Origin of the sequence: Enterobacter quasiroggenkampii (genome assembly GCF_043972695.1) — a bacterium.
GTDB classification, from domain to species: domain Bacteria; phylum Pseudomonadota; class Gammaproteobacteria; order Enterobacterales; family Enterobacteriaceae; genus Enterobacter; species Enterobacter quasiroggenkampii.
On sequence record NZ_CP143745.1, the window covers coordinates 1277488 to 1303814 of the forward strand.

General features: G+C 55.7%; 24 protein-coding genes, 1 pseudogene and 1 other annotated feature. Of the genes and pseudogenes, 20 read left to right on the forward strand and 5 right to left on the reverse strand.

What is annotated here, in order from left to right; translation table 11 throughout:
* Positions 1–24 precede the first annotated feature (24 nt).
* Positions 25–741, reverse strand: coding sequence for a two-component system response regulator ArcA (gene arcA, locus V1572_RS06140; protein WP_003856501.1), 717 nt, complete (start codon positions 739–741; stop codon positions 25–27).
* Positions 742–836: 95 nt separating this feature from the next.
* On the opposite strand from arcA, the gene yjjY reads away from it, so the two are divergent.
* From yjjY to V1572_RS06175, 7 genes are all read left to right on the forward strand, one after another.
* Positions 837–977: a protein YjjY gene (gene yjjY, locus V1572_RS06145; protein WP_085928893.1), complete on the forward strand. Its 141-nt coding sequence runs from the start codon at positions 837–839 to the stop codon at positions 975–977.
* A gap of 399 nt (positions 978–1376) precedes the next feature.
* On the forward strand, positions 1377–2063 hold the full coding sequence (locus V1572_RS06150) for a tRNA/rRNA methyltransferase (protein WP_045907754.1): 687 nt from the start codon (positions 1377–1379) through the stop codon (positions 2061–2063).
* A gap of 211 nt (positions 2064–2274) precedes the next feature.
* Positions 2275–2343, forward strand: coding sequence for a thr operon leader peptide (thrL, locus tag V1572_RS06155; RefSeq protein WP_015572623.1), 69 nt, complete (start codon positions 2275–2277; stop codon positions 2341–2343).
* Positions 2282–2399, forward strand: a sequence feature (Thr leader region). It overlaps the preceding gene by 62 nt.
* Positions 2400–2423: 24 nt before the next feature.
* Complete coding sequence (gene thrA, locus V1572_RS06160; protein ID WP_045907755.1) at positions 2424–4886, forward strand: bifunctional aspartate kinase/homoserine dehydrogenase I; 2463 nt, start codon at positions 2424–2426, stop codon at positions 4884–4886.
* A gap of 1 nt (position 4887) precedes the next feature.
* A complete protein-coding gene (gene thrB / locus V1572_RS06165; protein ID WP_048225593.1) occupies positions 4888–5817 on the forward strand; it encodes a homoserine kinase in 930 nt (309 codons plus the stop codon).
* A 3-nt stretch (positions 5818–5820) separates the two neighbouring features.
* Positions 5821–7107: a threonine synthase gene (gene thrC, locus V1572_RS06170; RefSeq protein WP_023326668.1), complete on the forward strand. Its 1287-nt coding sequence runs from the start codon at positions 5821–5823 to the stop codon at positions 7105–7107.
* A 310-nt stretch (positions 7108–7417) separates the two neighbouring features.
* Positions 7418–7720 carry a DUF2502 domain-containing protein gene (locus V1572_RS06175; protein ID WP_045907758.1) on the forward strand — a complete coding sequence of 101 codons (303 nt, stop codon included), beginning with the start codon at positions 7418–7420 and terminating at the stop codon, positions 7718–7720.
* Between the two features lie 32 nt (positions 7721–7752).
* On the opposite strand, the gene yaaA is transcribed toward V1572_RS06175, so the two are convergent.
* Together yaaA and V1572_RS06185 are read right to left on the reverse strand one after the other, a co-directional pair.
* Entirely contained in the window at positions 7753–8526 is a 774-nt protein-coding gene (gene yaaA / locus V1572_RS06180) for a peroxide stress protein YaaA (RefSeq protein WP_048225595.1), read from the reverse strand.
* Positions 8527–8592: 66 nt separating this feature from the next.
* Entirely contained in the window at positions 8593–10023 is a 1431-nt protein-coding gene (locus V1572_RS06185) for an alanine/glycine:cation symporter family protein (RefSeq protein WP_045907759.1), read from the reverse strand.
* 262 nt (positions 10024–10285) lie between these two features.
* Between V1572_RS06185 and tal the strand changes: the two genes are divergently transcribed.
* The 3 genes from tal to V1572_RS06200 all read left to right on the forward strand — a co-directional run bounded on the left by tal (position 10286) and on the right by V1572_RS06200 (position 13382).
* Positions 10286–11239, forward strand: a complete 954-nt coding sequence (tal, locus tag V1572_RS06190) for a transaldolase (protein ID WP_024907418.1) — start codon at positions 10286–10288, stop codon at positions 11237–11239.
* A 110-nt stretch (positions 11240–11349) separates the two neighbouring features.
* On the forward strand, positions 11350–11937 hold the full coding sequence (mog, locus tag V1572_RS06195; RefSeq protein ID WP_008502044.1) for a molybdopterin adenylyltransferase: 588 nt from the start codon (positions 11350–11352) through the stop codon (positions 11935–11937).
* A gap of 122 nt (positions 11938–12059) precedes the next feature.
* On the forward strand, positions 12060–13382 hold the full coding sequence (locus V1572_RS06200; RefSeq protein WP_262796761.1) for an MFS transporter: 1323 nt from the start codon (positions 12060–12062) through the stop codon (positions 13380–13382).
* On the opposite strand, the gene satP is transcribed toward V1572_RS06200, so the two are convergent.
* A complete protein-coding gene (satP, locus tag V1572_RS06205; protein ID WP_032649862.1) occupies positions 13359–13925 on the reverse strand; it encodes an acetate uptake transporter in 567 nt (188 codons plus the stop codon). The two genes, V1572_RS06200 and satP, sit on opposite strands and share 24 nt — an antisense overlap.
* A gap of 296 nt (positions 13926–14221) precedes the next feature.
* Here satP and dnaK point away from each other — a divergent pair, with 296 nt between their 5' ends.
* The 4 genes from dnaK (at position 14222) to nhaR (ending at position 19674) form a co-directional block, all read left to right on the forward strand.
* Positions 14222–16135, forward strand: a complete 1914-nt coding sequence (gene dnaK, locus V1572_RS06210; protein ID WP_045907761.1) for a molecular chaperone DnaK — start codon at positions 14222–14224, stop codon at positions 16133–16135.
* 87 nt (positions 16136–16222) lie between these two features.
* Positions 16223–17368, forward strand: a complete 1146-nt coding sequence (dnaJ, locus tag V1572_RS06215; protein WP_008502040.1) for a molecular chaperone DnaJ — start codon at positions 16223–16225, stop codon at positions 17366–17368.
* A gap of 172 nt (positions 17369–17540) precedes the next feature.
* Positions 17541–18716: a Na+/H+ antiporter NhaA gene (gene nhaA, locus V1572_RS06220; RefSeq protein WP_395299788.1), complete on the forward strand. Its 1176-nt coding sequence runs from the start codon at positions 17541–17543 to the stop codon at positions 18714–18716.
* 58 nt (positions 18717–18774) lie between these two features.
* On the forward strand, positions 18775–19674 hold the full coding sequence (gene nhaR, locus V1572_RS06225; protein WP_032660752.1) for a transcriptional activator NhaR: 900 nt from the start codon (positions 18775–18777) through the stop codon (positions 19672–19674).
* A gap of 59 nt (positions 19675–19733) precedes the next feature.
* Here the strand turns inward: nhaR and rpsT are convergent, their stop codons facing one another.
* Entirely contained in the window at positions 19734–19997 is a 264-nt protein-coding gene (gene rpsT / locus V1572_RS06230; protein WP_003856458.1) for a 30S ribosomal protein S20, read from the reverse strand.
* Positions 19998–20112: 115 nt separating this feature from the next.
* Between rpsT and V1572_RS06235 the strand changes: the two are divergent.
* The 6 genes and pseudogenes from V1572_RS06235 to ispH form a co-directional block, all read left to right on the forward strand.
* Positions 20113–20319: pseudogene (locus V1572_RS06235) on the forward strand (DUF2575 domain-containing protein); the annotation flags it as partial.
* Between the two features lie 7 nt (positions 20320–20326).
* On the forward strand, positions 20327–21253 hold the full coding sequence (gene ribF, locus V1572_RS06240) for a bifunctional riboflavin kinase/FAD synthetase (protein ID WP_045907763.1): 927 nt from the start codon (positions 20327–20329) through the stop codon (positions 21251–21253).
* Between the two features lie 45 nt (positions 21254–21298).
* A complete protein-coding gene (gene ileS / locus V1572_RS06245; protein ID WP_047746182.1) occupies positions 21299–24115 on the forward strand; it encodes an isoleucine--tRNA ligase in 2817 nt (938 codons plus the stop codon).
* Positions 24115–24615, forward strand: coding sequence for a signal peptidase II (gene lspA, locus V1572_RS06250; protein ID WP_008502034.1), 501 nt, complete (start codon positions 24115–24117; stop codon positions 24613–24615). The genes ileS and lspA overlap by 1 nt, the downstream gene beginning before the upstream one ends.
* Before the next feature lie 117 nt (positions 24616–24732).
* On the forward strand, positions 24733–25182 hold the full coding sequence (fkpB, locus tag V1572_RS06255; RefSeq protein WP_003856450.1) for an FKBP-type peptidyl-prolyl cis-trans isomerase: 450 nt from the start codon (positions 24733–24735) through the stop codon (positions 25180–25182).
* A 1-nt stretch (position 25183) separates the two neighbouring features.
* Entirely contained in the window at positions 25184–26134 is a 951-nt protein-coding gene (gene ispH / locus V1572_RS06260) for a 4-hydroxy-3-methylbut-2-enyl diphosphate reductase (RefSeq protein ID WP_045907765.1), read from the forward strand.
* The last annotated feature ends 193 nt before the right edge of the window (positions 26135–26327 follow it).

Genomic DNA, 26327 nt, shown 5'->3' on the forward strand with positions numbered 1-26327 from the left:
TTTTTTAATGCGTTAACTGCGGGATTACTCCTGCAGGTCACCGCAGAAACGGTACCCTTCGCCGTGGATCGTGGCGATGATTTCCGGCGTATCTGGCGTAGATTCGAAGTGCTTACGAATACGACGGATGGTGACGTCTACGGTACGGTCGTGCGGCTTCAGCTCACGGCCGGTCATTTTCTTCAGCAGCTCTGCACGGGACTGGATCTTGCCCGGGTTTTCGCAGAAGTGCAGCATCGCGCGGAATTCACTGCGCGGCAGTTTATACTGCTCGCCGTTCGGGCTAATCAGCGAACGGCTATTGATATCAAGTTCCCAGCCGTTGAATTTGTAGCTATCGACGCTACGACGCTCTTCGCTGACCGTGCCCAGATTCATGGTACGGGACAGCAGGTTGCGTGCACGAATGGTTAACTCGCGAGGGTTGAACGGTTTGGTGATGTAATCATCCGCACCGATTTCCAGGCCAAGAATTTTATCAACTTCGTTATCACGGCCCGTCAGGAACATTAACGCGACGTTCGCCTGCTCGCGCAGTTCGCGCGCCAGAAGAAGACCGTTTTTGCCCGGCAGGTTAATATCCATGATCACCAGGTTGATATCATTTTCAGAAAGGATCTGATGCATCTCTGCGCCATCGGTCGCTTCAAAGACATCGTAGCCTTCTGCTTCGAAAATGCTCTTCAACGTGTTGCGTGTTACCAACTCGTCTTCAACGATAAGAATGTGCGGGGTCTGCATGTTTGCTACCTAAATTGCCAACTAAATCGAAACAGGAAGTACAAAAGTCCCTGACCTGCCTGATGCATGTCGCAAATTAACATGATCGGCTTAACGTGACTAAAGTACGTAATTGCGTTCTTGATGCACTTTCCATCAACGTCAACAACATCATTAGCTTGGTCTTGGGTACTTTCCCTTTGGACCCGACAGTGTCAAAAACGGCTGTCATCCTAACCATTTTAACAGCAACATAACAGGCTAAGTGACACCAGACACCCAATAAAACTACGCTTCGTTGACATATATCAAGTTCAATTGTAGCACGTTAACAGTTTGATGAAATCATCGTAGCCGAATGCTAGCCTTTGTCACAATTTTTCAATAAACCAACTAGTTGCGGACATTGATTTATAAACGAAGCGAATCCAATCAGAATAGGGTATTCATGTCGCTATTATCATTATAAAACATAAGGATAATAGTGTTCTGTTAACATTCTAACTGATTGTTCAGACACAGAATAGTTTAGCGTTTTTAATTTGTTATGAAACGCTATTTCGGTGATTTGTGTTGCAATTTTGTAAATTCGCGCTGCGTAATATGTTGAAGTGCATCACATTTTTACCGGCTAACTGATTAAAAAGAGAGCATAAATGCATCTGTCGATTGTACTGGTTGCCCCAGCCAGAGCAGAAAATATAGGCGCAGCGGCGCGTGCCATGAAGACCATGGGTTTTACCGATTTGCGTATTGTGGACAGCACGGCCCATCTAGAACCCGCCGCCCGTTGGGTGGCGCACGGATCGGGAGATATTCTCGATAATATAACCACTTACGCTACGCTTGCCGATGCGCTGCACGATATTTCGTTTACCGTCGCAACCACGGCGCGCAGCCGGGCGAAGTTCCACTACTATGCCACGCCAGCGGAGCTGGTGCCGATGCTCAGCGAGAAAAGCCAGTGGCTGGAGAAAGCGGCGCTGGTGTTTGGGCGTGAAGATTCTGGATTAACCAATGAAGAGCTGGAACTGGCGGACGTGCTGACGGGGGCACCGATGGTCGCGGATTATCCGTCCCTCAATTTAGGCCAGGCGGTCATGGTGTATTGCTATCAATTAGCATCCTTAATACAAATTCCCCCGTCGCAAAATACAGGAACCGATGAAAATCAGCTTGCCGCACTTCGCGCGCGCGTAGAAAACCTGCTCGTGCATCTGGGGGTGGCGGACGATCAAAAAATGGCTGACTGGTTGCAGCAGCGTTTGGGGCGTCTTGAACAGCGGGACACCGCCATGCTGCACCGTTTGCTACACGATATTGAAAAAAAATTGGCCGAGTAAAACACTGCCATAAGTTTTTACTATGGCGAATAAGTCTGTCTGGATGGGTTGCACATGGGGGAATCGGATGAAAATAAATCTGCACACAGCGGGACGTGAGAGTCTCCCGAATTGTGATCAAATTAAAAATTCGTTGACTTAAGGTGCCCGATCCTTTAACCCTAAAAGAATACAGCACAGACAGATAATAATGACAGAGTACACAACATCCATGAAACGCATCAGCATCACCACCATTACCACAACCATCATCATTACCACAGGTAACGATGCGGGCTGACGCGTACAGGAAAAACAGAAAAAAGCCCGCACCTAGACAGTGCGGGCTTTTTTTTCGGCTAAAGGAAACGAGGTAGAACCATGCGAGTGTTGAAGTTCGGCGGTACATCAGTGGCAAATGCAGAACGTTTTCTGCGTGTTGCCGATATCCTGGAAAGCAACGCCAGGCAGGGGCAGGTTGCGACCGTGCTCTCTGCCCCGGCAAAAATCACGAACCATCTGGTGGCGATGATTGAAAAGACCATCGGTGGTCAGGATGCACTTCCGAACATCAGCGACGCAGAGCGTATCTTCGCTGACTTACTGCAAGGGCTGGCAGAGGCGCTGCCTGGCTTCCCGCATGCGCAGCTGAAGTCCTTCGTTGAGCAGGAATTCGCGCAAATTAAACATGTCCTGCACGGCATCAGCCTCCTCGGCCAGTGCCCGGACAGCATCAACGCGGCGCTGATTTGTCGCGGTGAAAAACTCTCTATCGCCATCATGGCGGGCGTGCTGGAAGCGCGCGGCCATAGCGTGACCGTGATCGATCCCGTTGAAAAACTGCTGGCGGTGGGCCACTACCTCGAATCCACCGTTGATATTGCCGAATCAACCCGCCGTATCGCCGCCAGCAAAATTCCGTCTGACCACATGATCCTGATGGCTGGCTTTACCGCCGGTAACGAGAAGGGCGAGCTGGTGGTGCTGGGCCGTAACGGCTCCGACTACTCCGCCGCCGTGCTGGCTGCCTGCTTACGCGCGGACTGTTGTGAGATCTGGACTGACGTCGACGGCGTTTATACCTGCGACCCGCGCCAGGTACCGGACGCCAGGCTGCTGAAGTCGATGTCGTACCAGGAAGCGATGGAGCTTTCCTACTTCGGCGCCAAAGTGCTTCACCCGCGTACCATCTCCCCGATTGCCCAGTTCCAGATCCCTTGCCTGATTAAAAATACCGGTAACCCGCAGGCGCCGGGTACGCTGATTGGCGCGAGCACCGATGAGGACGGTCTGCCGGTGAAAGGCATCTCCAACCTCAACAATATGGCGATGTTCAGCGTCTCCGGTCCGGGGATGAAAGGAATGGTCGGCATGGCGGCACGCGTGTTTGCGGCCATGTCCCGCAACGGTATTTCGGTGGTGCTGATCACCCAGTCCTCTTCCGAATACAGCATCAGCTTCTGCGTGCCGCAGGCTGACTGCCTGCGCGCCCGCCGCGCGCTGGAGGAAGAGTTCTATCTGGAGCTGAAAGAAGAGCTGCTGGAGCCGCTCGCGATTCAGGAGCGTCTGGCGATCATCTCCGTGGTGGGCGACGGTATGCGCACCCTGCGCGGTATCTCCGCCAAATTCTTTGCCGCGCTGGCGCGCGCCAATATCAATATCGTGGCGATTGCCCAGGGCTCGTCAGAGCGTTCAATTTCTGTTGTCGTCGATAACGACGATGCCACCACCGGCGTTCGCGTGGTTCACCAGATGCTGTTTAACACCGATCAGGTCATCGAGCTGTTCCTGATTGGCGTGGGTGGCGTGGGCGGCGCGCTCCTGGAGCAGGTGAAGCGCCAGCAGGCGTGGCTGAAGAAGAAACACATCGACCTGCGCGTCTGCGGGATCGCGAATTCCAAAGCGCTGCTGACCAACGTCCACGGCCTGAACCTGGAAAACTGGCAGGCCGAGATGAAGGAGGCAAAAGAGCCGTTCAACCTGGGCCGCCTGATCCGTCTGGTAAAAGAGTATCACCTGCTTAACCCGGTCATCGTCGACTGCACTTCGAACCAGGCGGTGGCCGACCAGTACGCGGACTTCCTGCGTGAAGGTTTCCACGTGGTAACGCCGAACAAAAAGGCCAACACCTCGTCGATGGATTACTATCACCAGCTGCGTCTGGCGGCGAGCAAGTCGCGCCGCAAGTTCCTGTACGACACCAATGTGGGGGCGGGCCTGCCGGTTATCGAGAACCTGCAGAACCTGCTTAACGCGGGCGACGAACTGCAGCGTTTCTCCGGCATTCTCTCCGGCTCGCTGTCGTTTATCTTCGGCAAGCTGGATGAGGGGATGAGCCTCTCGGAAGCCACCCGCGCCGCGCGCGAGCTGGGCTATACCGAGCCGGATCCGCGTGATGACCTTTCCGGTATGGATGTGGCGCGCAAGCTGCTGATCCTCGCCCGCGAAACGGGCCGTGAGCTTGAGCTTTCTGATATCGTGATTGAACCGGTCCTGCCGGCAGAATTTGACAGCAGCGGCGATGTTGGCGCCTTTATGGCCAGTTTGCCGCAGCTTGACGACGCGTTTGCCGCTCGCGTTGCAAAAGCCCGTGATGAAGGTAAGGTATTGCGCTATGTTGGCAACATTGAAGAAGATGGCGTGTGCCGGGTGAAGATTGCCGAAGTGGATGGCAACGACCCGCTGTACAAAGTCAAAAACGGCGAAAACGCCCTCGCGTTTTACAGCCACTATTATCAGCCACTGCCGCTGGTGCTTCGCGGCTATGGCGCAGGGAACGATGTTACGGCGGCGGGTGTGTTTGCCGATCTGCTGCGTACCCTGTCATGGAAGTTAGGAGTTTAACATGGTCAAAGTTTATGCCCCGGCTTCCAGCGCGAATATGAGCGTCGGATTCGACGTGCTGGGTGCGGCGGTGACGCCGGTGGATGGTTCGCTGCTGGGTGATACGGTGACGGTGGAAGCGGCAGACAGCTTCAGCCTGAACAACGTGGGCCGCTTCGCCAGCAAGTTACCGTCCGACCCGCGCGAGAACATCGTCTATCAGTGCTGGGAACGTTTCTGTCAGGAGATCGGCAAAAACGTGCCGGTCGCCATGACGCTGGAAAAGAGTATGCCGATCGGCTCGGGTCTGGGGTCCAGCGCCTGCTCGGTGGTCGCCGCGCTGGTAGCAATGAACGAGCATTGCGGCAAGCCGCTGAACAACAACCGCCTGCTGGGCTTAATGGGCGAGCTGGAAGGGCGTATCTCCGGCAGCATTCACTATGACAACGTGGCGCCGTGCTTCCTCGGCGGCATGCAGTTGATGATCGAAGAAAATGGCATCATCAGCCAGCAGGTGCCAGGGTTTGATGAGTGGCTGTGGGTGCTGGCCTATCCGGGTATCAAGGTTTCAACCGCGGAAGCGCGTGCGATCCTGCCCGCGCAGTATCGTCGTCAGGACTGTATTGCCCACGGGCGTCATCTGGCGGGCTTTATCCACGCCTGCTACACCCGCCAGCCGCAGCTGGCGGCCAAACTGATGAAGGACGTCATTGCCGAGCCGTACCGCACGAAACTGCTGCCCGGCTTTAACGAGGCGCGACAGGCATCAATGGATATCGGCGCGCAGGCGTGCGGGATCTCCGGCTCCGGCCCGACGCTGTTCGCCCTGTGCGACAAGGCAGACACTGCGCAGCGCGTGGCGGACTGGCTCTCTAAACACTACCTGCAAAATCAGGAAGGCTTTGTTCATATTTGCCGTCTGGACACGGCTGGCGCACGAGTACTGGGATAATTAATGAAACTCTACAACCTTAAAGATCATAACGAGCAGGTCAGCTTCGCGCAGGCGGTGACTCAGGGACTGGGCAAAAATCAGGGGCTGTTTTTCCCTCATGACCTGCCGGAATTCCAGCTGACCGAGATTGATGACCTGCTGAAGCAGGATTTTGTCACCCGCAGCACCAAAATTCTGTCCGCGTTTATCGGCGATGAAATTCCGCAGGAGCTGCTGGAAGAGCGCGTACGCGCGGCATTCGCGTTCCCGGCGCCGGTTCAGCAGGTTGAGCCTGACGTCGGCTGTCTGGAGTTGTTCCACGGCCCGACCCTGGCGTTCAAAGACTTCGGCGGCCGCTTTATGGCGCAGATGCTGACCCACATCAGCGGCGACAAGCCGGTGACCATCCTGACCGCAACCTCCGGCGATACCGGCGCGGCGGTAGCCCACGCGTTCTACGGCCTGAAAAACGTCCGCGTGGTGATCCTCTATCCGAAAGGTAAAATCAGCCCGCTGCAGGAGAAACTGTTCTGCACCCTCGGCGGCAACATTGAAACCGTGGCAATTGACGGTGATTTCGATGCCTGCCAGGCGCTGGTCAAGCAGGCCTTCGACGACGAAGAGCTGAAGGTGGCGCTGGGTCTGAACTCCGCCAACTCCATCAACATCAGCCGTCTGCTGGCCCAGATCTGCTACTACTTCGAAGCGGTGGCGCAACTGCCGCAGGAAGCGCGCAACCAGCTGGTGATCTCCGTGCCGAGCGGTAACTTCGGTGACCTGACGGCGGGCCTGCTGGCAAAATCCCTGGGGCTGCCGGTGAAACGCTTTATCGCCGCCACCAACGCCAACGACACCGTGCCGCGCTTCCTGAAAGACGGGAAGTGGGCGCCGAACGCCACGCAGGCGACCCTCTCCAATGCGATGGATGTGTCACAGCCAAACAACTGGCCGCGCGTGGAAGAGCTGTTCCGCCGTAAGATCTGGCGTCTGGGCGATCTGGGCTATGCCGCGGTGACGGATGAGACCACCAAATCCACCATGCGCGAGCTGAAGGCGGTGGGGTATACCTCTGAACCGCACGCGGCGATTGCCTACCGCGCGCTGCGCGATCAGCTTAATCCGGGTGAATACGGCCTGTTCCTGGGAACCGCACATCCGGCGAAGTTCAAAGAGAGCGTGGAGGCGATTCTGGGCGAAACGTTGCCGCTGCCAAAAGAGCTGGCCGAGCGTGCCGACCTGCCGCTGCTGTCTCATGAGCTGCCGGCAGACTTTGCCGCGCTGCGTAAGCTGATGATGACTCGCGCATGATTTTTTGTCGGGTGGCGGCTACGCCTTACCCGACCTACAACCAATGATGACGCGTGCGTGATTGTGTTGCCCGGTGGTGGCTATGCCTTACCGGGCCTACAACGACGAACAAATCGTAGGCCGGGTAAGCGAAGCGCCACCCGGCTTTTTTTATGGAGAAATTAAGGAGAAAAATAGCAGGGAAAAAGTAGAAATTCCCAATAAATGCGGTCACTTAGCGTTTAGGATTGCAGAGAATAACATCCCCCGTTCCCCTCGCGTACTCTCCTTACATCGGCCCACGTTGGGCAAAGATAATAAGGAGTCACCGATGTCTACACTGAAACCTGTGCTGATTGCGCTTTCACTGATGCTGGTCGCTCCCATGGCGGTACAGGCATCCGAAATCACCCTCGTACCTGCGGTCAAATTGCAGATTGGCGACCGGGATAATAACGGGCATTACTGGGACGGCGGCCGCTGGCGCGACCACGACTGGTGGAAAGCGCATTATGACTGGCGCGATAACCACTGGCGCCCACATGATGAGCATCGTAAACACGACGATCGTCACGATGACCATCACCACGATGACCGCCGCGACGATCGCGGCCCGGACTGGAAACACCACTAATGCAAAACCCCGCCAGCTGGCGGGGTTTGTTTTTACTGCTCGTGGCGCTTAAACACCAGTTCGCCTTTCCCTGACGACGCCTCGTCAAAGAAATAGCCTTCGCTGTTGAAGGCGGTTAGCTGCTCCGGCTTCGTCAGGCGGTTCTGAATGATGTAGCGGCTCATCAGGCCACGCGCTTTCTTGGCGTAGAAGCTGATCACTTTGAACTTACCGTTCTTCTCGTCAAGGAATACCGGCTTGATGATGTCGGCATCCAGTTTTTTCGGCTTCACCGACTTATAATATTCATCGGACGCCAGGTTAATCACTACGTTATCGCCCTGTGCGTGCAGCGCCGCATTCAGCTTATCGGTGATGATATCGCCCCAGAAATGGTACAGGTCTTTGCCTTTGGCATTCTCCAGACGAATCCCCATCTCCAGACGGTACGGCTGCATCAGATCCAGCGGGCGCAGTACGCCGTACAGACCCGACAGCATGCGCAGATGCTGCTGGGCAAAATCGAAATCGGCTTCGCTAAAATCTTCCGCCTGCAGGCCGGTATACACGTCGCCTTTAAATGCCAGAATCGCCTGACGAGCGTTGGCAGGGGTGAAATCCGGATGCCATTCATGAAAGCGGGTCGCGTTAAGGTCTGCCAGCTTGTCGCTGATGCTCATCAGCGAGGCGATTTGCGGCGCAGAGAGCTTACGCGCTTCGCGGATCAGCTGTTGCGAATAGTCCAGCAGTTCAGGCTGGGTATAGCGTTCGGTGGCGAGCGGGCTCTGGTAGTCGAGCGTTTTTGCAGGTGAAATAAGAATCAGCATATCCAGTCCTTGCAGGAAATTTAGAGCGACTTTAGCAAAAAATCGCCCCGAATTGATCGATAGCTGTTATTGCCGCGGCAAATCATCCCACGTGCCGGGGGCAAGCTGCGCCTTGATATCGGGATAGCGGGCGGGATCAAAGACCGGCGGAACGCCGAGTTTGCGCTGACGCAGATAGTCTCTGGCAATCAGGGTCACCACGGGCGAGAGCAGCAGGATTGCCGTGAGGTTAGTGATCGCCATTAGCGCCATAATGATATCGGCCAGCTGCCAGACCAGCGGCATACTGAGCAGGGAGCCTGCAATCACCATCAGGATGACCCCCAGGCGCAGGGTTCCGATTGCGGCGCGGGAGTCGAGTTTCAGGAAAATAAGGTTATTTTCGGCGTAAAGGTAATTCACCACTATCGAGCTGAAGGCAAACAAGATCAGGATGAGCGAGACAAATCCGGCTCCCCAGCCGCCGGTCAGGTTGACCAGCGCCTGCTGAAGAAGCTGTATCCCGACGGTGCCCGACGCGTGCGGTACGGGGCCTGCCAGCAGCAAAATCATGGCGCTGGCGGAACAGATAATAATGGTATCGGTAAAGACGCCAATCATCTGCACAATGCCTTGTGCGGCCGGGTGCGGCGGCCAGGAAGAGGCGGCGGCGGCCGCGTTGGGGGTTGACCCCATACCGGCTTCATTGGAGAACATGCCCCGTTGAAAACCCGCCATCAGCGCCTGGCTGAAGGTGTAGCCCAGCGCCCCGGAGGCCACTTCGCGCCAGCCAAAGGCGCTTTTGACGATGGTTGCAATCACGCCCGGCACCTGGTCGAGATGCAGTGCGGCAACGAACAGGCTCGCGGCAACCCAGAGCAGCGCCATAATGGGCACCAGCCACTGCATCAGGCGAGCGATGCCCTTGAGACCGACCGAGATGGTAAGCAGAACGACGAGGGCTAAAGCGAGACCCGCGATCCACTCGGGGCAGGAGAAGGCATAGCGCAGGGCGTTGGCAACTGAGTTCGCCTGGACGGTATTAAAAATAAGACCGTACGCGAGCAGTAAAAAAACCGAGAACAGGACGCCCATCCAGCGCATCCCTAAGCCACGCGCCATGTACCAGGCAGGACCACCGCGAAACTGGCCGTGTTTATCTTTCTCTTTGTAGAGTTGTGCAAGCGAACTTTCGGCAAAGGAGGTGGCCATCCCGAGTAGCGCCGTTACCCACATCCAGAAGACCGCGCCCGGCCCACCGGCGCTGATGGCCAGCGCAACGCCCGCCAGATTACCGCTGCCGAGGCGAGCCGCGAGGCTGGTACAGAGCGCCTGGAATGACGTTAATCCGCCCGGCTGAGGCGTGACGCTGTTTTTCAGACTTCTGCCAAACTTGCGAATATAGCGAAACTGGATAAACCCACTGCGTAGCGTAAACCAAATCCCTGCTCCCAGAAGCAGGTATATCATTATCGAACCCCAAAGGACTTCGTTAATAAAGAAAAAGAAATCAGGCATTAACGTCCCTCTTGTTGATGCCAATGTGGATATGTAAGCGCTACCACTGATTGGGCATGCTGTTGCTTAGCAGCCTGTTAATATTTCCAGTTTATCATACTCTGCCTAAGCGCACTGTCTGCGGTTGCGCTACCCCTCCGTCGTGTTATCATCAGGGCAGACCGGTTACATCCCCCTAACAAGTAAACCTGTCATTTTTCCGCTGCAGGCATGCTGTCGGTAGCGTGAATTATCCAGGGCACGTTAAAAGAGAAACACTATCATGACGGATAAATTGACCTCCCTTCGTCAGTTCACCACTGTCGTAGCTGACACCGGAGATATCGCGGCAATGAAGCTGTACCAGCCGCAGGATGCCACAACCAACCCTTCTCTGATCCTTAACGCCGCACAGATCCCTGAGTATCGCAAACTGATTGACGACGCAGTGACCTGGGCGAAAGCGCAGAGCAATGACCGCGCGCAGCAGGTTGTGGATGCCACTGACAAACTGGCAGTGAACATCGGTCTGGAGATCCTGAAACTGGTTCCTGGCCGTATCTCTACCGAAGTGGATGCGCGTCTCTCCTACGACACCGAAGCGTCTATCGCCAAAGCGAAACGTCTGATCAAAATGTACAACGACGCGGGCATCAGCAACGACCGTATCCTGATCAAACTGGCTTCTACCTGGCAGGGTATTCGCGCGGCAGAGCAGCTGGAAAAAGACGGCATCAACTGTAACCTGACCCTGCTGTTCTCCTTCGCGCAGGCGCGTGCTTGTGCAGAAGCGGGCGTATACCTGATTTCTCCGTTCGTAGGCCGTATTCTGGACTGGTACAAAGCCAACACCGATAAGAAAGAGTACGCACCGGCTGAAGATCCAGGCGTGATTTCTGTGACTGAAATCTACGAATACTACAAACAGCATGGCTATGAGACTGTGGTTATGGGCGCAAGCTTCCGTAACGTCGGTGAAATCATCGAGCTGGCTGGCTGTGACCGCCTGACCATCGCGCCTGCGCTGCTGAAAGAGCTGGCAGAAAGCGAAGGTACCCTGGAGCGTAAACTGTCCTACACCGGTGAAGTGAAAGCACGCCCAGAGCGCATCACTGAATCCGAGTTCCTGTGGCAGCATAACCAGGATCCAATGGCGGTAGACAAGCTGGCGGACGGTATCCGTAAGTTTGCTGTTGACCAGGGCAAACTGGAAAAAATGATCGGCGACCTGCTGTAATCATTCTGCGTGACCGGGTTCCCGGTCACGCGACTTCTTTCGTCCCCTGTCTGAATCCCCTCTCTGCGTGTATCATTCCCTTTAATCAGTACTCTTTGAATGGAATGGATATGAATACCTTACGTATCGGCTTAGTGTCGATTTCTGACCGCGCCTCCAGCGGTGTTTACCAGGATAAAGGCATCCCCGCTCTGGAAGCGTGGCTGGCCAGTGCACTGACTACCCCATTTGAGATCCAGACTCGCCTGATTCCCGACGAACAGCCGATCATCGAGCAGACCCTGTGTGAGCTGGTGGATGAGATGAGCTGTCACCTGGTGTTAACCACCGGCGGAACCGGCCCCGCACGCCGCGACGTGACGCCGGACGCGACGCTGGCGATTGCCGATCGTGAAATGCCTGGCTTCGGCGAACAGATGCGCCAGATCAGTCTACACTTTGTTCCGACGGCCATTCTTTCCCGCCAGGTGGGGGTGATCCGCAAGCAGGCGTTGATCCTGAACCTGCCGGGCCAGCCGAAGTCGATCAAAGAGACCCTGGAAGGGCTTAAAGCGGAAGACGGCAGCGTCATCGTTCACGGTATCTTTGCAAGTGTACCGTATTGTATACAGCTGCTTGACGGCCCGTATGTCGAAACCGATGAGAAAGTGGTAGCAGCTTTTCGTCCTAAAAACGCGCGTCGCGAAACAATCTCCTGAAATTAATCAATATGTGACATAAGCTGAAGCGGCGATAGCGTGGTAACGGTTTTACGGTATAGTAATTTTTTCTTTACGATTACTGTAAAAATAAATCCACAACACACGCATGATGGTTCGCTATGTCACATAACACCCGACCTCTGAATCGACAGGATTACAAAACCCTCACGCTCGCGGCCTTAGGCGGCGCGCTGGAGTTTTACGATTTCATTATCTTCGTCTTCTTCGCCGCCGTGGTGGGGGAGCTCTTCTTCCCGGCAGATATCCCGGAGTGGCTGCGTCAGGTGCAAACCTTCGGCATTTTTGCCGCCGGGTATCTGGCGCGTCCGCTGGGCGGCATTATCATGGCCCACTTTGGCGATCTGGTCGGTCGTAAGAAGATGTTTACCCTTAGCATCCTGCTGATGGCCGTGCCGACACTGGCCATTGGTCTGTTGCCTACCTATGCCTCGATGGGTATTCTCGCGCCGTTGCTGCTGTTACTGATGCGCGTCCTGCAGGGCGCGGCAATTGGCGGTGAAGTGCCGGGCGCGTGGGTGTTTGTCGCGGAGCATGTTCCGGCGCGCCGCATTGGCATCGCCTGCGGAACCTTAACGGCGGGGCTGACGGTCGGGATCCTGCTCGGCTCGGTGGTCGCCACCATTGTGAATACCAGCATGACGCAGCAGACCGTACACGACTGGGGCTGGCGTATTCCGTTCCTGCTGGGCGGGGCGTTTGGTCTGGTCGCGATGTACCTGCGCCGCTGGCTGCAGGAGACCCCCATTTTCCTCGAAATGCGGCAGCGCAAAGCGCTGGCGCAGGAGCTGCCGGTGAAGGCGGTCGTGGTACGCCATAAAAAAGCGGTGGTGGTGTCGATGCTGCTCACCTGGCTGCTCTCGGCGGGCATTGTGGTAGTGATATTGATGTCCCCTGTCTGGCTGCAAAAGCAGTACGGTTTCGCCCCTGCCGTGACGCTACAGGCAAACAGTATCGCGACAATCATGCTCTGCTTTGGCTGTCTGGCCGCCGGGCTGGCGGCGGATCGTTTCGGTGCCAGCGTCACCTTTATTGTCGGCAGCCTGTTACTGGCCGCTTCAAGCTGGGCGTTTTACCATCTGGCAGGCAGCCATCCTGAACAGTTGTTCCTGCTGTACGGCGTGGTAGGGCTGTGCGTGGGCGTTGTCGGGGCGGTACCGTACGTGATGGTGCGCGCGTTCCCGCCAGAGGTTCGCTTCACCGGGATTTCGTTTTCCTACAACGTGTCGTATGCCATTTTCGGTGGGCTGACGCCGATTGCGGTGACGGTCCTGATGGGCGTGTCTCCCATGGCTCCGGCCTGGTACGTGCTGGCGCTGTCGGTGATGGGGCTGGGATTAGGGATTTGGCTGGGGCAGAAGAAGGGATGTCGTGCCCGCGAGGCGGACACGACAGAAGGATCAGTGTTTTTCACCAATCGGTAGCACGGTGCGGTCAAACTGCTCGTTCAGCACTTCACCCATTGCCAGGTAGATAGCGCTTGCGCCGCAAACCAGACCAATCCAGCCTGCAACATGAACGATGCCTTCGTTATCCACGAGGTGACCGATTGCCAGCAGGGCGAACAGGACGGTCAGGCTCAGGAAGACGAACTGCAGCATGCGGTTGCCTTTCAGGGTACCGAAGAACATGAACAGGGTGAAGATGCCCCACAGGCCCAGATAAACGCCCAGGAAGTGGGCGTTTGCCGCGTCTGCCATACCCATTTTAGGCAGCAGCAGAATGGCAACCAGGGTCAGCCAGAAAGAACCGTAAGAGGTGAAGGCGGTTAAGCCGAAGGTATTGCCTTTTTTATATTCCAGCAGGCCCGCGAAAATTTGCGCGATACCGCCGTAAAAAATACCCATCGCCAGGATGATGCCATCCATCGGGAACATCCCGATATTGTGCAGGTTCAGCAGAATAGTGGTCATGCCAAAACCCATCAGGCCCAGCGGAGCCGGATTAGCCAACTTAGTGTTGCCCATAAGTCCTCAAAAAAATCATCATTAATATGGTGAAATGGTTAAACCCGCGTCAGTTCTCCCTGACGGGGCGCGGCATCATAATGGGCGCAATCGATGGCGTCTATGATCTCATCAGGGTGAAATTAAAATTTTTTTTATCATTCCCCCTTGATGGATGCCGTCGCGACCCCATCTTGTAGTCAACCGCAGTGTGTGGACCTGAAAAAAATCAAATCTGGGCAGTTGAAAAAGCACGTTCTGCCCTTATTACAGGTACACAACCACATGTTGACTGAATTTTTAGTGGAGACGTTTAGATGGGTAAAATTATTGGTATCGACCTGGGTACAACCAACTCTTGTGTAGCGATTATGGATGGCACTACTGCACGCGTGCTGGAGAACGCCGAGGGCGATCGCACCACGCCTTCTATCATTGCTTATACCCAGGATGGTGAAACTCTGGTTGGTCAGCCGGCTAAACGTCAGGCAGTGACAAACCCGCAAAACACCCTGTTTGCGATTAAACGCCTGATTGGTCGCCGCTTCCAGGACGAAGAAGTTCAGCGTGACGTTTCCATCATGCCTTACAAAATCATCGCAGCAGATAACGGCGATGCATGGCTTGATGTGAAAGGCACCAAAACGGCACCACCGCAGATCTCTGCTGAAGTGCTGAAAAAAATGAAGAAAACCGCTGAAGATTACCTGGGTGAGCCGGTAACTGAAGCTGTTATCACCGTTCCTGCCTACTTCAACGATGCTCAGCGTCAGGCAACCAAAGATGCTGGCCGTATCGCAGGTCTGGAAGTAAAACGTATCATCAACGAACCAACCGCGGCTGCTCTGGCTTACGGTCTGGATAAAGAAGTCGGCAACCGTACTATCGCGGTTTACGACCTGGGTGGTGGTACCTTCGATATCTCTATTATCGAAATCGACGAAGTTGACGGCGAAAAAACCTTCGAAGTTCTGGCAACCAACGGTGATACCCACCTGGGTGGTGAAGACTTCGATACCCGTCTGATCAACTACCTCGTTGACGAGTTCAAGAAAGATCAGGGCATTGACCTGCGTAACGACCCGCTGGCTATGCAGCGCCTGAAAGAAGCCGCTGAGAAAGCGAAGATCGAACTGTCTTCCGCTCAGCAGACCGACGTGAACCTGCCGTACATCACCGCAGACGCGACCGGTCCTAAACACATGAACATCAAAGTGACCCGTGCGAAACTGGAAAGCCTGGTAGAAGACCTGGTGAACCGTTCTATCGAGCCGCTGAAAGTTGCTCTGCAGGACGCTGGCCTGTCCGTGTCTGATATCAACGACGTTATCCTCGTTGGTGGCCAGACCCGTATGCCAATGGTGCAGAAGAAAGTGGCTGAGTTCTTTGGTAAAGAGCCACGTAAAGACGTTAACCCGGACGAAGCGGTGGCAATTGGTGCTGCGGTTCAGGGTGGCGTACTGACCGGTGAAGTGAAAGACGTACTGCTGCTGGACGTTACCCCGCTGTCTCTGGGTATCGAAACCATGGGCGGTGTGATGACTGCGCTCATCAACAAAAACACCACCATCCCAACCAAGCACAGCCAGGTGTTCTCTACCGCTGAAGACAACCAGTCTGCGGTAACCATCCATGTGCTGCAGGGTGAGCGTAAGCGTGCGGCGGATAACAAATCTCTGGGTCAGTTCAACCTGGACGGTATTAACCCGGCACCGCGCGGCATGCCGCAGATCGAAGTCACCTTCGACATCGATGCTGACGGTATCCTGCACGTGTCTGCGAAAGACAAAAACAGCGGTAAAGAGCAGAAGATCACCATCAAGGCATCTTCTGGCCTGAACGAAGCAGAAATCGAAAAAATGGTTCGCGATGCCGAAGCTAACGCGGAATCCGACCGTAAGTTCGAAGAGCTGGTTCAGACCCGTAACCAGGGTGACCATCTGCTGCACAGCACCCGTAAGCAGGTTGAAGAAGCCGGCGATAAGCTGCCAGCGGAAGACAAAACTGCTATCGAAGCTGCACTGAGCGCACTGGAAACGTCTCTGAAAGGCGAAGACAAAGCGGACATCGAAGCGAAAATGCAGGAGCTGGCACAGGCTTCCCAGAAGCTGATGGAAATCGCTCAGCAGCAGCACGCTCAACAGCAGGCGGGCGCTGACGCTTCTGCGAACAACGCGAAAGACGACGACGTTGTCGACGCTGAGTTCGAAGAAGTTAAAGACAAAAAATAATCGCCCTGATGCAGGGTAATTAATCGGCACGGGCGTAGGAGAACTCTCCACGCCCGTGCTCGCATGTTAAGGGGCTTAAAAAAACCAATGGCAAAGCAAGACTATTACGAGATTTTAGGCGTTCCGAAAACTGCGGAAGAGCGTGAAATCAAAAAGGCGTATAAGCGCCTGGCCATGAAATTCCACCCGGACCGTAATCAGGGTGACAAAGAGGCTGAAGCCAAATTTAAAGAGATCAAAGAAGCCTATGAAGTCCTGACCGATGCACAAAAACGTGCGGCCTATGACCAGTACGGTCACGCAGCCTTTGAACAGGGCGGCATGGGCGGCGGTGGATTCGGTGGCGGCGGCTTTGGCGGCGGTGCTGACTTCAGCGATATCTTTGGCGATGTGTTTGGCGACATCTTCGGCGGCGGTCGTGGTCGTCAGCGCGCGGCGCGCGGCGCTGATCTGCGCTACAACATGGATCTGACGCTGGAAGAGGCCGTTCGCGGTGTCACCAAAGAGATCCGTATTCCGACGCTGGAAGAGTGTGACGTCTGCCACGGCAGCGGCGCGAAAGCGGGTACGCAGCCGCAGACCTGTCCAACCTGTCACGGCTCCGGCCAGGTGCAGATGCGTCAGGGCTTCTTCGCGGTACAGCAGGCCTGTCCGCACTGTCACGGTCGCGGTACGCTGATTAAAGATCCGTGCACCAAGTGCCACGGCCACGGTCGCGTTGAAAAAACCAAGACCCTGTCCGTTAAGATCCCAGCTGGTGTCGATACGGGCGACCGCATCCGTCTGGCGGGCGAAGGTGAAGCCGGAGAACACGGCGCACCGGCAGGCGATCTGTACGTTCAGGTGCAGGTGAAACAGCACGCGATTTTCGAGCGCGAAGGGAACAACCTGTACTGTGAAGTACCGATCAACTTCGCGATGGCGGCACTCGGTGGCGAAATTGAAGTACCGACGCTGGATGGTCGCGTCAATCTGAAGATCCCGGGCGAGACCCAGACCGGTAAGCTGTTCCGCATGCGCGGTAAAGGCGTTAAATCCGTTCGTGGTGGTGCGCAGGGCGATCTGCTGTGCCGCGTCGTCGTGGAAACGCCGGTTGGCCTGAACGACAAGCAGAAACAGCTGCTGAAAGAGTTGCAGGAGAGTTTCGGTGGCCCGACGGGTGAGAAAAATAGCCCGCGCTCCAAAAGCTTCTTCGATGGCGTCAAAAAATTCTTCGATGATTTGACCCGCTAATCGACTAGCTGGTTTTTATCCGCAAAAGCCCGGAAGCGATTCCGGGCTTTTTCTTTTTATCGGTATTGCTCGGTTAAACTGAACCTATACTCAATATTAATCTGTTTTTGCCGAGCTATCTGGCTTGGTATTATGGTTTTATCGAGGTATTGTTGTAAAAGAGAGAACTAAAGTGAAATTACTACACCGTTTCTTTAGCAGTGAGGCATCCGGCGGCGTGATCCTGATTATGGCTGCTGCGGCCGCGATGGTACTGGCCAACGTCGGATTGACCCGCGATCTGTATCATGCATTTCTGGAAACGCCCGTTGAACTGAAGGTCGGGGCGCTGGAAATTAACAAGAATATGCTGCTGTGGATCAACGATGCGCTGATGGCGGTGTTCTTCCTGCTTGTGGGGCTTGAGGTTAAGCGTGAGCTGGTGCTGGGTTCGCTTGCCAGCCGCCAGCGTGCGGCATTCCCGGTCATTGCTGCGCTCGGCGGGATGGTGGTGCCGGCGCTGCTCTTTCTGGCGTTCACCTGGCAGGATCCGGTTGCACGTCACGGCTGGGCGATCCCGGCTGCGACGGATATCGCTTTTGCGCTCGGGGTGCTGGCCCTGCTGGGAAGCCGCGTGCCGGTAGCCCTGAAAATCTTCCTGATGGCGCTGGCGATTATTGATGACCTTGGCGCCATTGTGATTATCGCGCTGTTCTACACCAGCGATCTGTCGATCCTCTCCCTGAGCGTGGCTGCCGGGGCGATTACGGTGCTGGCGCTGCTGAACATCTTTAATGTGCGCCGCATCGGTATTTACATCCTCGTGGGGATGGTGCTGTGGACGGCGGTGCTGAAATCAGGCGTGCATGCCACGCTGGCTGGGGTGATCGTCGGCTTCTTCGTACCGCTGAAGCCGCAGGACGGCAAGTCGCCTGCCAAACAGCTGGAGCATGTGCTGCACCCGTGGGTCGCCTTTATGATCCTGCCGCTGTTTGCGTTTGCCAACGCGGGCGTTTCCCTCGGCGGGGTGACGCTGGACGGGCTAACGTCCGTGCTGCCGCTGGGCATTATTGCCGGGCTGTTTATCGGCAAGCCGCTGGGTATTAGTCTCTTCTGCTGGCTGGCGACGAAACTGAAGCTGGCGTCATTGCCGCACGGCACTACGTTTAAGCAGATTATGGCCGTCGGCGTGCTGTGTGGTATCGGGTTTACGATGTCGATCTTTATCTCGACGCTGGCGTTTGGCGCGCATGCGCCTGAGCTGATCGTCTGGGCGAAACTCGGCATTCTTATCGGGTCATTACTGGCCGCGGTAATCGGTTATACCTTGCTGAAGGTAAAATTGTCCGGACAGGCCGTCCAGGCATAACGGAACACCGGGAGGAGGCGAGCCTTCTCCCGATCCACACTCAGGGAGAGAAGACGCGATGTCTCATTTAAATTACAACCATCTTTACTACTTCTGGCACGTCTATAAACAGGGATCGGTGGTCGGGGCAGCAGAGGCGCTCTACCTGACGCCGCAAACCATCACCGGGCAAATTAAGGCGCTGGAAGAGCGTTTGCAGGGCAAGCTGTTCAAGCGTAAGGGGCGCGGGATTGAACCCAGCGAACTGGGTGAACTGGTTTTCCGCTACGCGGACAAGATGTTCACCCTGAGCCAGGAGATGCTGGATATCGTCAACTACCGCAAAGAGTCGAACCTGCTTTTTGATGTTGGCGTGGCGGATGCGCTGTCCAAACGGCTGGTGAGCGGCGTGCTGGACGCGGCGGTGGTTGAAGATGAACAAATTCATCTTCGCTGCTTTGAATCCACTCACGAGATGCTGCTGGAACAGCTAAGCCAGCACAAGCTGGACATGATTATCTCGGACTGCCCGATTGACTCCACGCAGCAGGAAGGCTTGTTCTCGGTGAAGATTGGAGAATGCGGCGTGAGCTTCTGGTGCATTAATCCGCCGCCGGAGAAACCCTTCCCGGCCTGCCTGGAAGAGCGTCGCCTGCTGGTGCCGGGAAGGCGTTCCATGCTCGGACGCAAGCTGCTGAACTGGTTTAATTCCCAGGGGCTGAAGGTGGAAATCCTCGGTGAGTTCGACGATGCGGCGCTGATGAAAGCCTTTGGTGAAGCGCATAACGCCATCTTTGTTGCGCCGACGCTCTACGCGCACGATCTCTATTCGGATGACAAGATTACGGAGATAGGCAGAGTGGATAACGTGATGGAGGAGTATCACGCCATATTTGCCGAAAGAATGATTCAGCACCCTGCGGTGCAGCGAATCTGTAACCGTGACTACTCGGCGCTGTTTACGCCACCGGCAATCTGAAGACATAAAAAAACCCGCGTTAAGCGGGTTCTTTTAAAACAAGCAACAACAAGCGGCGATTAAGCCAGTTTGTTGATCTGCGCGGTCAGGTTTGCTTTATGACGCGCTGCTTTGTTTTTGTGGATCAGACCTTTAGCAGCCTGACGATCCACGATTGGTTGCATTTCGTTAAATGCGTTCTGCGCAGCAGCTTTGTCGCCAGCTTCGATAGCTGCGTATACTTTCTTGATGAAGGTACGCATCATAGAGCGACGGCTTGCGTTGTGCTTACGAGCCTTCTCAGACTGTACGGCACGTTTCTTAGCTGATTTGATATTAGCCAAGGTCCAACTCCCAAATATGATCTATGTGGACAATTCAAAGGCCGAGGAATATGCCCTCTATACCTTCTTTTGTCAATGGATTTGTGCAAATAAGCGCCGTTAATGTGGCGACGCTACGTTACGTAGTGATGGCGCAGGATTCTACCAGCTTGTTGTTCGTGAATACAGCTTTTCGGCATAAAAATCGCAGTTCGCGAGCAGATTTTTTCGCTGCGAAAGGTCAGCCTGATGAAATCATTACGGCTTTCTGTTTTGCACGAACAATCGCCGGTTAACCTTAACCGCTGTACAAGGTATACTTTGGCGATTTTCACTGTTTTGAGCCAGACATGAAGCTGATACGCGGCATACATAATCTCAGCAGAGCCCCGCACGGGTGCGTGCTGACCATTGGTAATTTCGACGGCGTGCATCGTGGTCATCAGGCGCTGTTGCAGGGATTGCGTAAAGAAGGGGAGGCCCGTGGTCTGCCCGTTGTAGTGATGATTTTCGAACCGCAGCCGCTGGAGCTGTTCGCGGGCGATAAATCTCCCGCCCGTCTTACACGCCTGCGCGAGAAGTTGCGCTATCTGGCTGAGTCCGGCGTGGACTACGTATTGTGCGTACGTTTCGATCGCCGCTTTGCCGCGCTGACAGCACAAAATTTCGTCAGCGACCTGCTGGTTAAGCGTCTTGGCGTGCAGTTTCTTGCCGTGGGCGATGATTTCCGCTTTGGCGCTGGTCGTCAGGGCGATTTCTTGCTATTACAGAAGGCTGGTCTGGAGTACGGTTTTGACGTCACCAGCGCGATGACCTTCTGTGAAGGCGGCGTTCGCGTCAGCAGCACGGCGGTACGCCGGGCACTGGCCGATGATGAACTGGATACGGCAGAAACCCTGCTGGGGCATCCGTTCACCATCTCTGGCCGCGTGGTCCATGGCGATGCGCTGGGCCGCACGATAGGTTTCCCGACGGCGAATATACCGCTGCGTCGTCAGGTTTCCCCGGTTAAAGGGGTCTATGCGGTAGAAGTGGCAGGACTGGGCGATAAACCGTTCTACGGCGTCGCCAATATTGGCACGCGTCCGACCGTCGCCGGTGTGCGTCAACAGCTAGAAGTGCACCTGCTGGACGTTGTAATGGACCTGTATGGTCGCCATATAGATGTAATACTGCGTAAAAAAATACGCAATGAGCAGCGATTTGGTTCGCTGGATGAACTCAAAGCGCAAATTGCGCGAGATGAATTGACGGCCCGCGAGTTTTTTGGGCTTTAGAACCGGCTTAACTGCCTACGTGATAAATACGGAACCGAGAATCTGATGAGTGACTATAAATCAACCCTGAATTTGCCGGAAACAGGGTTCCCGATGCGCGGCGATCTCGCCAAGCGCGAACCGGGAATGCTGGCGCGTTGGACCGATGATGACCTGTACGGCATCATTCGTGCAGCCAAAAAAGGCAAAAAAACCTTCATTCTGCATGATGGCCCTCCCTATGCGAATGGCAGCATTCATATTGGTCACTCGGTTAACAAGATTCTGAAAGACATTATCGTGAAGTCCAAAGGACTCGCGGGCTATGACTCGCCTTACGTTCCGGGCTGGGACTGCCACGGTCTGCCAATCGAGCTGAAAGTCGAACAAGAGTTCGGCAAGCCAGGTGAGAAGTTCACCGCCGCTGAGTTCCGTGCGAAGTGCCGCGAATACGCAGCCACGCAGGTTGACGGTCAGCGTGCTGACTTCATCCGTCTTGGCGTACTGGGCGACTGGTCGCACCCGTACCTGACCATGGACTTCAAAACGGAAGCCAACATTATCCGTGCGCTGGGCAAAATCATCGGTAACGGCCACCTGCACAAAGGCGCTAAGCCGGTGCACTGGTGCGTGGACTGCCGTTCTGCGCTGGCAGAAGCGGAAGTGGAGTATTACGACAAAACCTCTCCGTCTATCGACGTGGCCTTCCACGCGGTGGATCAGGATGCGGTAAAAGCCAAATTTGGCGTCGCCTCGGTAAACGGCCCGATCTCTCTGGTGATTTGGACCACCACCCCGTGGACCCTGCCAGCCAACCGTGCGATCTCCCTGTCCGGTGAGTTCGAATACGCGCTGGTGCAGATTGACGGTCAGGCGGTTATCCTGGCGAAAGATCTGGTTGAGAGCGTGCTGAAGCGCGCGCATATCACTGACTACACCGTGCTGGGCACCGTGAAAGGTGACGCCCTGGAGCTGATGCGCTTCAAACACCCGTTCCTGGACTTCGACGTTCCGGCGATCCTCGGCGACCACGTGACGCTGGAAGCGGGTACCGGTGCGGTACATACCGCCGGTGGCCACGGTCCTGACGACTACAACATCAGCCTTAAGTACGGTCTGGAAATCGCTAACCCGGTTGGCCCGGACGGTTCTTACCTGCCTGGCACCTACCCGGCGCTGGACGGTATCAACGTCTTCAAAGCGAACGACATTATCGTCGACATGCTGCGTACCAGCGGCGCGCTGCTGCACGTTGAAAAAATGCAGCACAGCTATCCGTGCTGCTGGCGTCACAAGACCCCGATCATCTTCCGTGCGACCCCGCAGTGGTTCGTCAGCATGGATCAGAAGGGCCTGCGCGAGCAGTCTCTGAAAGAGATCAAAGGCGTGCAGTGGATCCCGGACTGGGGCCAGGCGCGTATCGAATCCATGGTGGCTAACCGTCCTGACTGGTGTATCTCCCGTCAGCGTACCTGGGGCGTGCCGATGTCGCTGTTCGTGCATAAAGAGACGCATGAGCTGCACCCGAACACCCTGGAACTGATGGAAGAAGTGGCGAAGCGCGTCGAAGTTGACGGCATCCAGGCGTGGTGGGATCTCGACGCCCGCGACATCCTGGGCGCTGATGCGGATAACTACGAGAAAGTGCCGGATACCCTGGACGTGTGGTTCGATTCCGGGTCTACCCACTCCTCCGTGGTTGACGTGCGTCCGGAGTTTGCCGGTCACGCTGCCGATATGTATCTGGAAGGGTCTGACCAACACCGCGGCTGGTTCATGTCATCTCTGATGATCTCTACCGCCATGAAGGGTAAAGCGCCTTACCGTCAGGTACTGACTCACGGCTTCACCGTGGATGGTCAGGGCCGTAAGATGTCCAAATCTATCGGTAACACCGTTTCTCCGCAGGATGTGATGAACAAACTGGGCGCAGACATTCTGCGTCTGTGGGTGGCGTCGACCGACTACACCGGCGAAATGGCGGTGTCTGACGAGATCCTGAAACGCGCTGCCGACAGCTATCGTCGTATCCGTAACACCGCGCGCTTCCTGCTGGCGAACCTGAACGGGTTCGATCCGGCAAAAGACATGGTGAAACCGGAAGAGATGGTCGTTCTGGACCGCTGGGCGGTAGGCTGCGCGAAAGCGGCGCAGGAAGATATCCTGAAGGCCTACGAGTCTTATGACTTCCACGAAGTGGTGCAGCGCCTGATGCGCTTCTGCTCCATTGAGATGGGCTCGTTCTACCTCGACATCATCAAAGACCGTCAGTACACCGCGAAAGCGGACAGCGTGGCGCGTCGTAGCTGCCAGACCGCGCTGTTCCATATCGCAGAAGCGCTGGTACGCTGGATGGCGCCGATCATGTCCTTCACCGCGGATGAAATCTGGGGTTACCTGCCGGGCGATCGTGAGAAGTATGTCTTCACCGGCGAGTGGTACGAAGGTCTGTTCGATCTCTCCAGCACCGAAGCGATGAACGATGCCTTCTGGGACGAGCTGCTGAAAGTGCGTGGCGAAGTGAACAAGGTTATCGAGCAGGCGCGTGCTGATAAGAAAGTCGGCGGCTCTCTGGAAGCGGCAGTAACCCTGTACGCGGAGCCAGAACTGGCGGCGAAGCTGACGGCGCTGGGCGATGAATTACGATTTGTCCTGTTGACCTCCGGTGCGAAAGTTGCGGATTATGCCGAGGCTTCTGCTGATGCTCAGCAGAGCGAACTGCTCAAAGGACTGAAAGTCGCGCTGAGCAAAGCCGACGGTGAGAAATGCCCGCGTTGCTGGCATTACACCACCGATGTCGGTCAGGTGGCGGAACACGCAGACATCTGCGGACGCTGTGTAAGCAACGTCGCCGGTGACGGCGAAAAACGTAAGTTTGCCTGATGAGTAAAACTCTCTGTTCAACAGGACTGCGCTGGCTGTGGCTGGTTGTGGTGGTGCTGATTATTGATCTGGGCAGCAAGTTCCTGATCCTCCAGAATTTTGCTCTGGGGGAGACGGTCCCGCTGTTCCCGTCGCTTAACCTGCACTACGCGCGCAACTACGGTGCGGCGTTCAGTTTCCTTGCTGACAGCGGTGGCTGGCAGCGCTGGTTCTTTGCGGGTATCGCTCTCGGTATCTGCGTGATCCTGGCGGTGCTGATGTACCGCTCGAAGGCAACGCAAAAGCTGAATAACATCGCCTACGCGCTGATCATTGGCGGCGCGCTGGGCAACCTGTTTGATCGCCTGTGGCACGGCTTTGTGGTCGATATGATCGACTTCTACGTCGGCGACTGGCACTTCGCGACCTTTAACCTCGCTGATAGCGCCATTTGCATCGGTGCGGCGTTAATCGTGCTGGAAGGCTTCTTGCCTAAACCCGCTGCGAAAGAGCAGGCGTAAGCATCAATGCCGGGTGGCGCTACGCTTACCCGGCCTACAGAATTTGTGGCTTCCCGTAGGCCCGGTAAGCGTAGCGCCACCGGGCAACAGGTGACCCAAAACAAGCGAGCAATTTGCATGTCTAAATCCGTACAGAGCAACAGCGCGGTTCTCGTTCACTTCACGCTGAAGCTGGATGATGGTTCAACGGCTGAGTCCACCCGCAATAACGGCAAACCGGCCCTGTTTCGTCTTGGCGATACCTCCCTGTCTGAAGGTCTTGAGCAGCAGCTTCTGGGCCTGAAAGAGGGCGAGAAAAAAGCTTTTTCGCTGGAGCCGGATGCGGCATTTGGCGTGCCAAGCCCGGACCTGATCCAGTATTTCTCGCGCCGCGAGTTTATGGACGCAGGTGAACCGGAAATCGGCGCGATTATGCTCTTTACCGCTATGGACGGCAGCGAAATGCCTGGCGTGATCCGCGAAATCAACGGCGACTCGATTACCGTTGACTTCAACCATCCGCTTGCCGGGCGTACCGTTCATTTTGATGTTGAAGTGCTGGAAATCGATCCGGCACTGGAGGCCTGAAATGCAGATCCTGTTGGCTAACCCGCGCGGCTTCTGCGCCGGTGTAGACCGCGCTATCAGCATTGTTGAAAACGCGCTGGAGATTTACGGCGCGCCGATTTATGTACGTCACGAAGTGGTGCATAACCGCTACGTGGTCGACAGCCTGCGCGAACGCGGTGCCATCTTTATCGAGCAGATCAGCGAAGTGCCGGACGGTGCGATCCTGATTTTCTCCGCGCACGGCGTCTCTCAGGCGGTCCGTAACGAAGCCAAAAGCCGCGATCTGACCGTCTTCGATGCCACCTGCCCATTGGTGACCAAGGTGCATATGGAAGTGGCGCGCGCCAGCCGCCGTGGTGAAGAGTCGATCCTGATTGGCCATGCTGGCCACCCGGAAGTCGAGGGCACCATGGGCCAGTACAGCAACCCTGAAGGGGGAATGTACCTGGTGGAGTCGCCTGAAGATGTCTTCACGCTGAACGTGAAAAACGAAGCGCGCCTGTCGTTTATGACCCAGACGACGCTCTCCGTCGACGATACCTCAGACGTGATTGATGCCCTGCGTCAGCGCTTCCCGAAAATCGTCGGGCCGCGCAAGGACGACATCTGCTACGCCACCACCAATCGTCAGGAAGCGGTGCGCGCACTGGCTGAACAGGCGGACGTGGTGCTGGTGGTCGGCTCTAAGAACTCCTCCAACTCTAACCGTCTGGCTGAACTGGCACAGCGAATGGGGAAGGCGGCGTTCCTGATCGACGATGCCACGGATATTCAGGAAGTGTGGGTTAAAGACGCGGCCTGCGTAGGCGTGACGGCCGGGGCATCCGCGCCCGATATTCTGGTACAAAACGTCATTTCCCGTCTGCAGGAGCTGGGCGGCGGCGAAGCGGTGCCGCTGGAAGGACGCGAAGAGAATATTGTTTTCGAAGTGCCGAAAGAGCTGAGAATCGACGCCCGCGAAGTCGAATAGTCCCTTTTCTGATGAAAGGCCAGCACCTCCTGTGCTGGCCTTTTTTTTACCCGTTACTTTATCGTGACGACAAAATCATGTCTTTTACTGATATTTAAGTCGGTTTCACGTTAAATTCTAATTATTGGTGTTTTCAGTTGGCAGTGCTCAGAAAGGCTGGTTAATCTGAAAACGGTTTACATCATTTTAACGT